The organism is Caulobacter sp. Root1472, assembly GCF_001426985.1.
Classification (GTDB): domain Bacteria; phylum Pseudomonadota; class Alphaproteobacteria; order Caulobacterales; family Caulobacteraceae; genus Caulobacter; species Caulobacter rhizosphaerae.
Window position 1 is genome coordinate 16,158 of the sequence record NZ_LMFX01000001.1, and the last position, 13,064, is coordinate 29,221.

Below are 13,064 nucleotides of genomic sequence, written 5' to 3' on the forward strand. Positions count from 1 at the left end.
ATCAGCTTGGAGCTAGAAAGTCCCGCGGACGATGAAGGAAACGCGGCGGTCGCTGACGGTCCAGCTGTGGGTCTGGACCAGGGACTTGGAGAAGTTGCCCTGGGTGCCGAGATACCAGGAGTCCCGCTGGTCCATCTCCAGTTCGATCTTGGAGTTGAGCAGGTTGACCGCCTGGATGCCGACCTTCACCTGCGGGGTGACCGAGTACATCACCGAACCGTCCAGCTGGCCGTACGACTTGGAATAGACCGGCACCATCAGGTTGGAAGCCGAGGCGCTCATCAGGTAACGCGAGCGCCAGTTGTAGGCCAGGCGGGCGTCGATGCCGTATTTGCTGTACAGCAGCGTCGCATTGTACGTGTAGCGCGACAGCTGCTCCAGCGGCAGGTCCAGCTTGGCGGCGTTGATCTGCGAGGCGTCCGTGGTGCTGCTGGAGACGTTCTGCGTCCCCTTGCTGTCGAGGATGGTCGCGTTGAATTCCGTGCCCAGGCCGCCGAAGGCGCCGGGCATGAAGTCGTAATACTGCTGGTACTGGAACTCCATGCCGTAGATTTCGCCATGGCCCATGTTCTGGGGCACGGTGCCGACGGCCTGCACGGTCTTGCCATTGGAGGTGGCGATATTCAGCAAGGTCGGCGTGGACTGGATGTAGTCGTAAACGTCCTTCTTGAACACGCCCGTCGCCAGCATGCCGCCGCGGAAATACCACTCCGCCGACAAGTCGAACGAGTTGGCCCGCATCGGCTTGAGGTCGGGATTGCCCGCGTAGAAGCCGAAGGCGACGTCGGTATGGTACTGGACCGCCGAACCGCCGGCCGCCGCGGTGTCCAGCTCGGCCTGGGTGTAGGGCTGGCCGGTCTGCTGGTTCAGGATGCCGTCAGAGACGGTGGCGGGGCGCGACTGCAGCGTGCCCGACACCGACATCGAGGGATCCAGCTGGTTGAAGTCCGGCCGGACGATGTTCTTCGACGCCGCGAAGCGCACGAACACGTCGTTTCGGAGCTTCAGGCGCAGGTTCAGGCTCGGCAGCACGTCGGTGTAGTCGGTGCCGCCGGTGGTGTTGAACGCCCGGCCGTCGGCGTAGGTGATCTTCGTCGCGGCGGTCGGCGAGGCGAACCGCACCTGGCTCTGGTCGATCAGGTTGATCGTGCCGAACCCTTGAGCGTCCGTCTTGGACCTGACGACCCGCAGGCCGAAGTTGCCGTCCCAGCTCATGCCCTCGTCGCCCCACGCCCAGGGCAGGTCGCTGCCGAAGCGGACCTTGCCGTACACCGCGGCGGTGTCTTCCCACTGGCGATTGACGCCGCGGCCGCCGGAGTTGGTGAAGCTGGTGTGCACGTCGCCCAGCGGTTGCCAGTAGCTGATGCTGCCCGTGGGCGCGGCCCAGATGGGCATGTAGCTCATCAGGGTGCCCTGGGTGAACGGGCTGTAGGTTCCGCCAGCCGGCGACCACGACGGGATCGTGCCGTTCGGCCCGCCCGGCGGATAGTAGCCGTATTCGCCATCGTTGTAGGCCGGTCCGCCGCCAGGGATCGGGCCGTTCCAGACGACCTGGTTCAGGTAGGTAGACAGCGCTGTCGGGCTGCGCGCCAGATCGAACGTCGGCAGGATCAAGCCCGGGACCGAGAGGTCGCCCTTAAAGAAGTTGTCGAAGTCCACGACCTCCTGGTGCTGGGTGTACTTGTCGGCGGTGGCGGTCACGCGCGTGGCCCACGGCGCCGAGATCAGGTTCCAGTTGTAAGCCGTGTCGCGCGAGGTGGCGTCGCGCGACGTCGCCCGCACGCCCACCTTGATGTCCTTGATCAGCTTGTCGTCGTCGAAGGAGTAGGTGACGTCGAACTTGCCCGCATATTCCCGGGCGTCGTTGTCGTCGATGTGGTCCATCGCGGCGTAGAGGTTGAACGCCGAAGGCGTGGCCGTGACGTTGGCCATGCTGATCTTCGGCAGGTCGTCGGTCAGGTCCAGACCGAAGCCGCCCGCCAGGGTGACGGTGTTGTAGACCGTCATGTCGGTGCTTTCGCGGTGCGAATAGACGTATTGAAGGTCGCCGGAGATCGCCCAGCGATCGTTGGTCCAGTTGAAGCCGGCCGAGATGTCGTTGGTGTTGTCCTTCACCTGGCCGTAGCGCGTGCCCAGGTTCAGCAGGAACGTGTTGGCCACGCCATTGCCCCCCCCGCCGCCGTCGACCAGCTGGCCCTTCACGAAGTTGCCGTCCTCGTCGAAGGTGAACGACGTACCGGCCGCCGGACCCACCACGAACGACTGGTTGTTGGTCGCCGAGCAGCAGGCCGAGGTCTGGGCGAAGCGGTCCATGAAGGTCTGCTTGGCTTCGGTGCGGAAGAAGGTGGTGTAGACCTCGAGATTGTCGTTGGGGCGGTACTGGAACGCCGCGTAGTAGCCCTTGCGGTCCCGGTCCTGGTCGTTGTTGCGATACTGGATGCCGACCGGAACGAACACTCGGCTCAGCGGCTGGCCGGCGATCGAATTGTCGCCGTTGAAGTTCAGCGTGGCGCCCCCGTCATAGGACGACTGAACTCCGATGCCGTGGGCGTTGTACGGATCGACGGCGACGGTGTTCACCGCGGTCTTCAGCTTGGAGTTGGACAGGCTCAGCAGCACGCCGAACTCGCCGCCATCGGGCGTATCGAAACGGTTGCTGTAGAGGACGCTGCCCGACGGTGAGCCTTCCTTGCGCAGATCGCCGCGCGTGTAGTCGGCCGAGAAGGCCAGCTGGCGGCCCTTCTGATCGAACGGCATGCGCGTGCGCAGGTTCACCGTGCCGCCCAGGCCGCCTTCGACGATGTCGGCCGACGGGTTCTTGTAGACGTCGACGCCAGCGAACAGCTCGGGCGTCACGTCTTCCCAGGAGATGGCCCGGCCGCCGCGCGCCGAGAAGATGTCCCGGCCGTTGAGTTCGGAGCGGACCCAGGTCAGGCCGCGGATCTGGATGCCCGACCCTTCGGCGTTCAGGCGGTCGACGTCCCGGGGTTGCGTGGTCCGGCCGATGGTTACGCCCGCAACGCGCTGCAGGGCCTCGGTGACCGACCGGTCCGGCAGGCCGCCGATGTCGACAGCGGTGATCGAGTCGACGATCTGTTCGGAGTTCTTCTTCAGGTCCTGGGCCGACTGGATGGCCTTGCGCTGGCCGACGACGACGACCTCGGAAATCTGGTCGGCCGATTCCTTGCCTTCGCCTCCGGTGGTCTGGGCGTGAGCCGTCGCGACAAATAGGCTGGACGCCCAGGCCAGCGTCGCGGTCGAGACCAGCAACATCTTCTTCTTATTCACTTTTTCCTCTCCCAATGTCAGCACGCCTTTGGCTATGCCTGCTCGTGTTTTTTGCCCTGTCCGCCGAGAGCGGCGGCTTGTCGCCGCCCCCAGCGTCGGGGATACACTTTAATTAACTTGTTTTATTAAACTGGCTGGAATTGTCGTACAAGCCACAAGCGCCAACAATCTTGAGTAGGCCGCCGATGCGGGCCAGGCGCGGCCGTCAGCGCCGCCTATTCCTGCGACGGCGCCGAGGGGCTTTTTGAGCTTCAACGTAGGGTGGCCGATCAAGGACGGCCGGTATCCCGGCTCAAACTAGTTCAGCCGGGGCTTTTTCAGCAGCGCGTTGCGGTCGACCGAGCGGATTTCGACCTCGAAGACGTCCTGTTCGCGCTGGATCCGCAGCGGGACCGTGACGCCGGCCGGGCCTTGATCCCACAACGCGGTGTAGAACTCGGCCAGGTCGGAGACCTCATCGCCCGCGACGGCCAGGATCAGGTCGCCGGCCCGAAGTTCTGCTCGGGCGGCCGGGCTCCCCGGCGACACGCCGACCAGCACGACATGCGATTCGGTTTCCTGCGCGAACACGCCCAGCCAGGGGCGGGGCGGATGGGCCGGTTTGCCGCGCGCCAGGTCGTCCAGGATCGGCGGCAGCAGGTCGGCGGGCACGAACAGATTCAGCGGCTTGGCCTGGCCGTCGCGCGACTGTCCGGCCAGGCTCAGGGAGCCGACGCCGACCAGTTCGCCCTCGGGACCGACCAGGGCCGCGCCGCTCCAGTGCGGGTGGGCGGGCTCGGTGATGATCGCTTCGTCCAGCAGATATTCCCAATAGCCGGCGAAGGGCATGCGGGTGAGCACCCGGCCCGCGACAGCGTGGGCGCGCCCGCCGGCCCCGGCGATGACGACCGGACTACCAGGCTCCAGGACCTTCGACGCGCCCAGGCGCAGCGCCGGCAGGCCAAGGGGCTCGAGCGCCTGCACCAGGCCCAGCCCGGTCTGGCTGTCGAAACCCAGCACGTGGGCCTGCACCCGCCGGCCGTCGTTCAGGGTCAGCACGACCTGGCTGGCCTCGGTGACCAGATAGCCCATGGTCAGCACCAGGCCGTTTTCGCTGATCACCACGCCATTGCCCAGCCGCTCGGTCCCAAGGATCCGGGCCGTGAAGGCGTCCGCCGGGACCTGGGCCTCCAGGGCGACCACCGAGGACAGCGCACGATCAAGGTCGAAGGGATAGGCGTTGGCGGTCGGACGCAGTCGCGCCTCGACCTCGTGTCCTTGGAACGGTGAAGGCAAGTCGATCTCCTGTCGGAGACTCGAATTTGGGGCTCGGCGGGCGCGGGAACAAGAGGGCGCGGCCGCGCGGCTTCGATCAGGCCGCCAGGGCGGCAGGATCGCTCGGGCGTTCCTGGTGCTCCCGACGCCAGCGGCTGGGCGTCTGGCCGACCCCCGCGCCGAAGGTCCGGCAGAAGTGGGCCTGGTCGGAGAACCCGCAGGCCAGGGCGATCTGGGCCAGGGTGTCCCGGGTGGTCAGCATCAGGTGCTTGGCCCGGGCGATGCGCCGCTCGATGATGTAGCTCTTGGCCGACTGGCCGAAGCTTTCCTTGAAGGCGTGCGAGAAGTAGCTGGGGCTCAGGCGAACCGTCGCGGCCACATCGCGGACCTGGAGGTTGCGGTCGCGGTTCTGGTCGATGAAGGCTGTCGCGGCGCGCACCTGCCAGGGCGCCAGCCTGCCGGTTTGCTGGTCGCGGGCCAGGCGTTGGACTTCAGCCTCCAGGAGCTGACTCGCGCGACGCACCAGGTCGCGCGCGGTGTCGGGATCCTCGTCGAAAGCGCGCGAGGCGTCGGCGACCAGGCGCGCCAGGACCAGGGTCCTGTCGCGGGGCAGAGGGGAGGTCGGGGTCGCGTCCGGGAAAGTCATGTCCAACTCGCCGCCTCTCTACAGAAACCGTTTCTGCGCCGTCGCGCCAGGTTCAGTTTCGATTTTGCTAGCATTGGTCGATCATGACCGCAATGGTGCGATCTATAATCCAGCTGTAGTTAAGCTTCAGATCTCAAGAAAAAGATCGATGTTTTGCCGATTTTTCTCGCACGATAGGATGTTTGCCTGGGCGACGCCTTGATTACCTGGTGATCGGGGTGATGCTTTTCGACTATCGGCGATGGTTTTGAGCAAATGGCGCGGAGGAAGCGCTGTCGCCCCGGGGGGCGGGGCGACAGGTCGGGCGTCGATCAGGCGTCGCCGTCGGCGATGTCGGCCAGGAGGCCGTTGATCGGCTCGTCGTTGAAGCTGGTGACGTTGTGGCCCGTGTCGATCACGCCGACCTTGGCGACGTGCGGGACTTCGACCTCGGTCTTGGTTTCGACCTTGTCGTCCGGCTTGGTGGTCATGGGGAGCCTCCCGATGCGAGGGCCGCGCGCCTTTCGCCCGGCAGCCTCATGGCGAGCTTGGCATGAACGCGGGGCCCTGTCAGCGAAGGCGATCGCGAGGCGCGACAAGCGGGCTGGGGCGCCGCGAAACCGACCGGGCGCCGCCACGGTGTAAGCATTTGTGTTCTTGAATTGTTCTCGTTGGCGGTTCATGATGCCGATCATGGTCGCTCCCGCCAATCTTCCCGGTCATCCGCCGTCCAGCGCACGGGGGCGCGGGGCCAAGTCCAATCGCACGGGCCGCTTCGAGTCCCAGGTCAGCGAAGCGTTCGACGACGGCTGGGGCGAGGAGGAAGAACCGGCCCAGATCGCCACCGTCCTGCAGCCGATGAAGTCGCGGACGATCATCGCCCGCAACGACAGCCCCGACGTCGGCTTCGAAAGCTCGATCAACCCTTACCGCGGCTGCAGCCACGGCTGCATCTACTGCTACGCCCGGCCGGCCCACACCTATCTGGGACACTCGGCCGGCCTGGATTTCGAGACCAAGATCTATTTCAAGCCTGAGGCCGGCAAGTTGCTGGAGCGCGAGCTGTCCAGGCCGAAATACGTCCCCAAGGTCATCCATATCGGCGGCGACACCGATCCGTATCAGCCGGACGAGAAGACGTTGAGGGTGACGCGGGCGGTGCTGGAGACCCTGGCGCGGTTCCGCCATCCGTTCTCGATCATCACCAAGTCGAACCTGATCGCCCGCGATCTCGACATCCTCGGGCCGATGGGCCAGGCAGGGCTGGCGCGGGCGGCGGTGTCGATCACCAGCCTGGACCACCGGCTGTCGCGCAGCATGGAGCCGCGGGCCGCCACGCCCAAGCGCCGGCTGGACGCGGTGCGCCAGCTGGCGGCGGCGGGCGTCCCGACCACGGTGATGTTCGCGCCCTCCATCCCGTCGCTGAACGATCACGAGATGGAGGCCGTGCTCGAGGCCGCCGCCGCCGCCGGGGCGACCACGGCCGGCTACGTGGCCGTGCGCCTGCCGCTGGAGATCAAGGACCTGTTCGAGGAATGGCTGGCGGCCGAGCATCCAGACCGCGCGCGGCGGGTGATGTCCCTGGTCCGCCAGATGCGCGGCGGGGCGGCCTACAGCACCGAATGGGGCAAGCGGATGACCGGCGAGGGACCCGTGGCCGAGGTGATGAGCCAGCGCTTCAGGCTGGCGCGGACGCGGTTCGGCCTTGACCGCAAGCTGGCCCCGCTGGACCTCTCCCAGTTCGCCGTGCCGGCCAAGGCGGGGGACCAGTTGTCGCTGTTCTGAGGTCGACCCCCCTAGGCTCTGTGGACAGGTAGGCGTTTAGCGTCGAGCTGCCGCCTCGTCCTTCGACAGGCTCAGGATGAGGCGACTTGTAGGGCGGTTCAGTAGAATTCCTCATCCTGAGCCTGTCGAAGGACGAGGAATTCGGCCCAAGATCGTCGACTGTCCACAGACCCCTAGGCCTTAGACAAACGCAGCCCGTCGGGCCCGAGCTTGACCCGGACGCCCGAATAGTCGGCCAGGGTCGGATGCGCCGTCTCGAACGGGTGACGATGCGCGGCCGTGATGACGATCACCTGAGCGCCGGCCGCTTCGCCGGCCAGGACGCCGGCGGGCGCATCCTCGAACACCAGGCAGGCGTCGGCCGCAACGCCCAGGCGCCGGGCCGCCAGCACGTAACCGTCGGGCGCGGGCTTGCCGCGCGAGACGTCCTCGGCCGTGACCAGCACCGTCGGGATTGGGAGCCCGGCGGCGGTCAGGCGGCTCAGGGCCAGGTCGCGCTGGGCGGAGGTGACGACCGCCCAGCGATCGGCGGGCAGATCGCGCAGGACAGCTTCCGCGCCGGGGATCGGGTGGACGTCGTCGATGTCGGCGATCTCGCCCGCCAGGACCGCCGCGACCTCTTGGGCGATGTCGACGCCGGCCAGGTTCTGGCGGCGGATGGTCTCCTCCGCGCGCACGCCGTGAATCGTACGCAGGAAGGTCTCGACGTCCAGGCCGTGGCGCCGCGCCCAGGCGGTCCAGACGCGTTCGGTCGCGGCGATGGAGTTGGTCACCGTGCCATCCATGTCGAACAGGAAGGCGGCGAAAGCGCTGGTCGGGATCATGCGGGCGCTATGCCATGCTTCGGCGGGGCAAGTCTCGGCTTGACCTGGGTAGCGGGTGATCGGAAGCAGGGCCCATGATCACCGTCGTCCTGCCGACCCGCGACAGCGCCGCGCGCCTGGTCCACGTCCTGCCGCTGCTGGTGCCGGCCGCCGTCGATGGCCTGGTCAAGGCGGTGGTGTTCGCCGACGCCGGCTCCACAGACGCCACCCTGGCCATCGCCGAGGATAGTGGGGCGCGGGTGGTCCAGGCGGCTGGGGACGCCGGCGCGCGGCTGTCGGCGGGCTGCGCGGCGGCCAGAAGCGCCTGGATCCTGGCGCTGGGCGAGGACCTGGTGCTGCCGGACGCATGGCGCACCCCGGTCGAGGCCCACCTGGCGGGCGGCGGCGGCAAGCCGGCCTTCATCGCCGCGCCGGGGCCGCTAGGCCTGGCGGGGCGGCCGCTGGCGGTGCTGGCGTCAGGCGAGGCCGTCACCGCGGCCGGAGGCTTCAAGGCCGGCGGCGATCCGCTGAAAGCATTGCTGGGACGACTGAGGCCCAGGGCCGTGCGGCTAAGAATTTAGTCGCCGGCCGGAGCGCACGCCCGTCCTCCGGTGGCGTAGCGGTCGCCGAGCGGGAAGCGCGCCTTTCGCAGGGTGATCGCGCTGCCGATCGCGCAATGGTTGCCGGCGTGCAGTTGCACGAGCGTGGCATGTCCCTCGACGTCGACGGTCGCGTAGATCTCCGTGTCTGTGTCAGTGCCCAGGGCGCGAAAACCCGTGACCCGGCCCATGTGCGTGGTGACGGAACCCTGCGGGATCAACAGCAGGCCAAAAGCCAAGATCACCGCGGCGCCCAGACCGAGACCTAGCCGTTCGCCATGCTCGAGCCACCAAAGGCGAAGTGTTTCTCTGAAGGCTGGAGGGACGTGGCCCGGCGGCCTCAAACGCTACTGATCCAGCCGGAAATCGATCACCCGGGCGCCGCTGGCCACGGCGTCCAGGGTCTTGGTCTCGGCGCCCATCAGCTTGCGATAGGTCCAGTACGAGGCCATGACCTTTTCGACATAGTTGCGGGTTTCCTGGGCCGGCAGGCTCTCGATCAGCAGCAACGGATCGCAGTCGGCGCCGCCCAGCTGCTGCTGGGTCTTGATCAGCGTGCCCGGGCCGCCGTTATAGGCCGCCACGGCGCGGAACAGGTCGGGGCTCTGCAGGCCGCGGTCCATCAACCAGGTGAAATAGTCCTGGCCGACCCGCAGGTTGAAGCTGGGATCCAGCAGCGGGCTGGTGTCGGCCAGCAGCTTGTCGTCGCCGGCCGCGCGGGCGGCGGCCACCGGCATCAACTGCATCAGGCCCACGGCCCCGGCCCCCGACATGGCGTAGGGGTCGAAGCGGCTTTCCTGGCGCACCAGGGCGTAGACCATGGCCTTGTCGATCGTGAAGCCACCCTTGGGCTCCAGCGGGGGCAGGGGATAGTCCTCGCCGCCGACCCGCTTGACCGCGCGGCCGGCGTTCAGCGGCGCCTTCTCGTTCAAGGCCAGGGCCAGATCGGTCCAGTCGCCGCGGGCCTTGGGATCATCGCTGGCCAAGGACAGGCCGGCGCGCAGCTCCTGGCCGGCCTCGGCCCAGCGGCCGATCTGGGCCAGGGCGGCGGCGCGGCGGGCGCGGGGATCGGCGGCCAGCAGGCGCGCCAGGGAGGCCGTGTCGGGGCCTTCGTAGGAGACCTTGGTCAGCAGGGCGGCGATCGGGTCGTCCTGGGCCAGGGCCTGGCCGGCCAGAGCCAGCTGGCGGGCGGCGATCATGCCGTAGAAGGTGTTGGGCGCGCGGGCCGCCTGGCCGAGCAGGTCCTCGACGTCGCCGGGCTGGCCGCCGGACGCCGCCGATCGCGCGGCCCAGAAGGCGGCGGCCGAGCGCAGCCATTCGTCCTGCCCTTGGTCGTTGGCGACCTGTTCGAAATAGGTCCGGGCCTGGGCGTAGGACTCCAGGCGGAAGGCGGCGAGGCCGGCGATCCAGGGTTCGCGCGCGGCCTGGGCCAGGGCCAGGGCCCTTTTCACGTCGCCGGAATAATAGGCCTCGCGGGCGGCGCGGCCGCGGTCGCCGGAGGCAGGGGCCTTGGCGCCGGCCACGAACAGCACCGGCGCTTTCGGGGCCGCGGCGCGGGCCGGTCGGCGCTTGACGGCCAGGGCGTAGATCCGCTCGGCCCCGGCCTGGTCGCCATACGACTCCAGCCACTGGCTCAATTCGTCATAGCTGGCCGCGTAGGCGGTCGGATGCATGATCCGCGCGAAGTCCAGCGCGCCGCGGAGGCTCTTGTCGCGGGCGTTGGCCTGGGCGGCCTCGGCGGCGTCGAAATCACCGTGGTCGGCGGCGGCGAAGGCGGCGCGGTAAAAGCGGGCGTCGGCCTCGGACAGCGGTTCCAGCGCCGACGCATGGGCGCTCATGGGGGCGCTGAAAGCGGCCGCAAGACAGAGTACGAAGGCCGACAAGACGGCCAGAGGGCGAGCCAAAAGCTGCAATGCGTTTGCGCGCCCTAGCCTCGATGAGGCTCCCCGACGCGTCCCGTGTCCAACTGGTCGTCCAAATCTCTAGTGGGGACGCTCGGGACGATCAAGCCTCTCGCTGAGCATAAGCATGTCGGTCCAGGCCTTCTTCTTGGCCGCGGGCTGACGCAGCAGGAACGCCGGATGCAAGGTGGGCAAGGCCGGAAGCTCGCTTTGGCCGTCGCTGGAGGTCCACTCGAACCATCGTCCGCGCAGCGACAATATGCCCTCGTCGCGCTTGAGCAGGCTCTTGGCCGAGGCGCCGCCGACCAGCAGCAGGATCTTGGGCCGCACCAACTGAATCGCCCGCTCCAGGAACGGCGCGCAGGCGGCCTGCTCCTGCGGGGTGGGGGTGCGGTTGCCCGGCGGGCGCCAGAAGACGGTGTTGGTCACGAAGGCGCGGTCCAGCACGCCGGCGGCCTTGAGCATGCGATCCAGAAGTTGGCCGGCCCGGCCGACGAACGGCGCGCCCTGCAGGTCCTCGTCCGCGCCCGGGGCCTCGCCGATGATCATCAGCGGGGCGTCGGCGGGGCCTCGCGAGACCACGGCCTGGCGGGCGCCCTGGGTCTTCAGGGGGCAGCCGTCGAAGGCGGCGATGGCGGCGGCCAGGGCGGGGAGGTCGGCGCAGGCGGCGGCCAGGGCCCGGGCCTCGGCCACGGCCGCGCCCAGGTCGGGGCCGCGTCCGAAGGCTGGCGCGGCGACAGGAGCCGCCACCGCCGGAGGGGGGGCTTCCTTGCGGGCCCGCAGCAGGGCCGCACCCTCGGCCAGGCGGTCGATCGGATCGTCCGCGTACGAAGCCTCCACGCCCGCATCGGCCCAGAAGGCGAGCAGGCTTTCCACGGCGCGCGGATCGACGGAGAGCTCCATGCGCTTCTCTTAGTACGAAGTTCCGGGCGTCGCCACGTCCTGACCGCGCTGCATCGCAGCAAAAAACATCCGTTTATTCTTGACCACCGGCGCGTCACCTCACGATAAGCTTCGACTCAAACAGCAAGAACGCGGGCCGCGTGCGCCCGGGGCGGGAGATGGCATGAGCGAAGCGCTCGAACGCGAGTCGATGGAATACGACGTCGTCATCGTCGGCGGCGGACCGGCGGGCCTGTCGGCCGCCATCCGGCTCAAGCAACTGGCCGCCAAGGCCGGGACGGAAGTGTCGGTGGCGGTGCTGGAAAAGGGCTCGGAGGTCGGCGCCCACATCCTGTCGGGCGCGGTGATCGATCCCAAGGGTCTGGCCGAGCTGTTCCCCGACTGGAAGGAACGCGGCGCGCCGCTGGAGACGCCCGTCACCAAGGACGTCTTCCGGCTGCTGGGCCCGCAGGGCGATCTGGCCTTGCCGATGTTCGCCATGCCGCCGTTCATGCACAACCACGGCTGCTACATCGCCTCGCTGGGCAATGTCAGCCGCTGGCTGGCCGCCCAGGCCGAGGAACTGGGCGTCGAGATCTATCCGGGCTTCGCGGCGTCGGACCTGGTCTGGAACGACGACGGTTCGGTCAAGGGCGTCGTGGTGGGGATCGTGGGCGTGGCCAAGGACGGCCACCACAAGCCCGACTACAACCCCGGCATGGAACTGCACGGCAAGTATGTGTTCATCGCCGAGGGCGTGCGCGGCTCGCTGGCCAAGCAACTGATCGCCAAGTTCGACCTGTCGGCCGGCAAGTCGCCGCAGAAGTTCGGCATCGGCATCAAGGAGCTGTGGCAGGTACCGCCCGAAAAGCACCAGCCGGGCCTGGCCGAGCACACCACCGGCTGGCCGTTGGACAACCAGACCGGCGGCGGCAGCTTCATGTACCACTTCGGGGACAATTACGTGGCCATCGGCTATGTGGTGCACCTGAACTACAAGAACCCCTGGCTGTCGCCGTTCGACGAGTTCCAGCGCTTCAAGCACCATCCGGCCGTCAAGCCGCACCTGGAGGGCGGCAAGCGCATCGCCTACGGCGCGCGGGCCATCACCGAGGGCGGCTACCAGTCGGTGCCGAAGCTGACCTTCCCGGGCGGGGCGCTGATCGGCTGCTCGGCCGGCTTCGTCAACGTGCCGCGCATCAAGGGCAGCCACAACGCGGTCAAGACCGGCATGCTGGCCGCCGACGCCGCCTTCGAGGCCCTGGCCGCCGGTCGCGCCGGCGACGAGCTCACCGCCTACCAGGACCTCTACGAAAAGTCGTGGGTGGCCAAGGAGCTGAAGGTCGTCCGCAACGCCAAGCCGCTTCTGGGCAAGTTCGGCACAGCCCTGGGCGGGGCGCTCGGCATGTTCGACATGTGGTGCACGCACCTGTTCGGCGGCTTCTCGTTCTTCGGCACGATGAAGCACGACAAGACCGACGCCGAATCCACGGGCTTGGCCAAGGACTACAAGCCGCTGGTCTATCCCAAGCCCGACGGCGTGATCAGCTTCGACAAGCTGAGCTCGGTGTTCATCTCGGCCACCAACCACGAAGAGGACCAGCCGGCCCACCTGAAGCTGAAGGACCTCAGCGTCCCGATCACGGTGAACCTGCCCAAGTACGGCGAACCGGCCCGGCTCTACTGCCCGGCGGGCGTCTACGAGGTGCTGTATAACGAGCAGGGCCAGGATCCGCGCTTCCAGATCAACGCCCAGAACTGCGTCCACTGCAAAACCTGCGACATCAAGGATCCGTCGCAGAACATCGTCTGGACCACCCCCGAGGGCGGCGGCGGGCCGAACTATCCGAACATGTAGCGACCTCCAAAGGCCCCTTGAAAGCCGCAGGGCGCGGTCCGAACTCTCGGACCGCGCCTTTTTGTTGCG

Annotated in this window: 11 protein-coding genes; 3 read left to right on the forward strand and 8 right to left on the reverse strand. The window is 67.9% G+C overall.

The genetic code is table 11. The features are described 5' to 3' along the window. Positions 1-12: 12 nt before the first annotated feature. The 4 genes from ASD47_RS00075 to ASD47_RS26430 form a co-directional block, all read right to left on the reverse strand. Complete coding sequence (locus ASD47_RS00075) at positions 13-3,288, reverse strand: TonB-dependent receptor (protein WP_056749904.1); 3,276 nt, start codon at positions 3,286-3,288, stop codon at positions 13-15. Between the two features lie 297 nt (positions 3,289-3,585). Then, complete coding sequence (locus ASD47_RS00080; protein ID WP_056749906.1) at positions 3,586-4,563, reverse strand: S1C family serine protease; 978 nt, start codon at positions 4,561-4,563, stop codon at positions 3,586-3,588. Positions 4,564-4,639: 76 nt separating this feature from the next. Continuing rightward, entirely contained in the window at positions 4,640-5,188 is a 549-nt protein-coding gene (locus ASD47_RS00085) for an AraC family transcriptional regulator (RefSeq protein WP_056749908.1), read from the reverse strand. Positions 5,189-5,499: 311 nt separating this feature from the next. Then, a complete protein-coding gene (locus ASD47_RS26430) occupies positions 5,500-5,658 on the reverse strand; it encodes a hypothetical protein (RefSeq protein ID WP_156402046.1) in 159 nt (52 codons plus the stop codon). A 202-nt stretch (positions 5,659-5,860) separates the two neighbouring features. Between ASD47_RS26430 and ASD47_RS00090 the strand changes: the two genes are divergently transcribed. Beyond that, complete coding sequence (locus ASD47_RS00090; protein ID WP_056751467.1) at positions 5,861-6,952, forward strand: PA0069 family radical SAM protein; 1,092 nt, start codon at positions 5,861-5,863, stop codon at positions 6,950-6,952. A gap of 173 nt (positions 6,953-7,125) precedes the next feature. On the opposite strand, the gene ASD47_RS00095 is transcribed toward ASD47_RS00090, so the two are convergent. Then, entirely contained in the window at positions 7,126-7,776 is a 651-nt protein-coding gene (locus ASD47_RS00095) for an HAD-IA family hydrolase (protein ID WP_056749909.1), read from the reverse strand. Positions 7,777-7,850: 74 nt separating this feature from the next. On the opposite strand from ASD47_RS00095, the gene ASD47_RS00100 reads away from it, so the two are divergent. Further along, on the forward strand, positions 7,851-8,336 hold the full coding sequence (locus ASD47_RS00100) for a glycosyltransferase (RefSeq protein WP_056749910.1): 486 nt from the start codon (positions 7,851-7,853) through the stop codon (positions 8,334-8,336). Here the strand turns inward: ASD47_RS00100 and ASD47_RS00105 are convergent. From ASD47_RS00105 to ASD47_RS00115, 3 genes are all read right to left on the reverse strand, one after another. Next, entirely contained in the window at positions 8,333-8,593 is a 261-nt protein-coding gene (locus tag ASD47_RS00105) for a hypothetical protein (RefSeq protein WP_156402047.1), read from the reverse strand. The two genes, ASD47_RS00100 and ASD47_RS00105, sit on opposite strands and share 4 nt — an antisense overlap. Before the next feature lie 108 nt (positions 8,594-8,701). Next, the gene (locus tag ASD47_RS00110) at positions 8,702-10,192 is read right to left on the reverse strand and encodes a lytic transglycosylase domain-containing protein (protein ID WP_235525697.1); all 1,491 of its coding nucleotides are present in this window, start codon (positions 10,190-10,192) and stop codon (positions 8,702-8,704) included. 144 nt (positions 10,193-10,336) lie between these two features. Further along, a complete protein-coding gene (locus tag ASD47_RS00115) occupies positions 10,337-11,158 on the reverse strand; it encodes a uracil-DNA glycosylase (RefSeq protein ID WP_056749915.1) in 822 nt (273 codons plus the stop codon). A 163-nt stretch (positions 11,159-11,321) separates the two neighbouring features. Here ASD47_RS00115 and ASD47_RS00120 point away from each other — a divergent pair, with 163 nt between their 5' ends. Continuing rightward, positions 11,322-12,995: an electron transfer flavoprotein-ubiquinone oxidoreductase gene (locus ASD47_RS00120; RefSeq protein ID WP_056749918.1), complete on the forward strand. Its 1,674-nt coding sequence runs from the start codon at positions 11,322-11,324 to the stop codon at positions 12,993-12,995. Positions 12,996-13,064 lie beyond the last annotated feature (69 nt).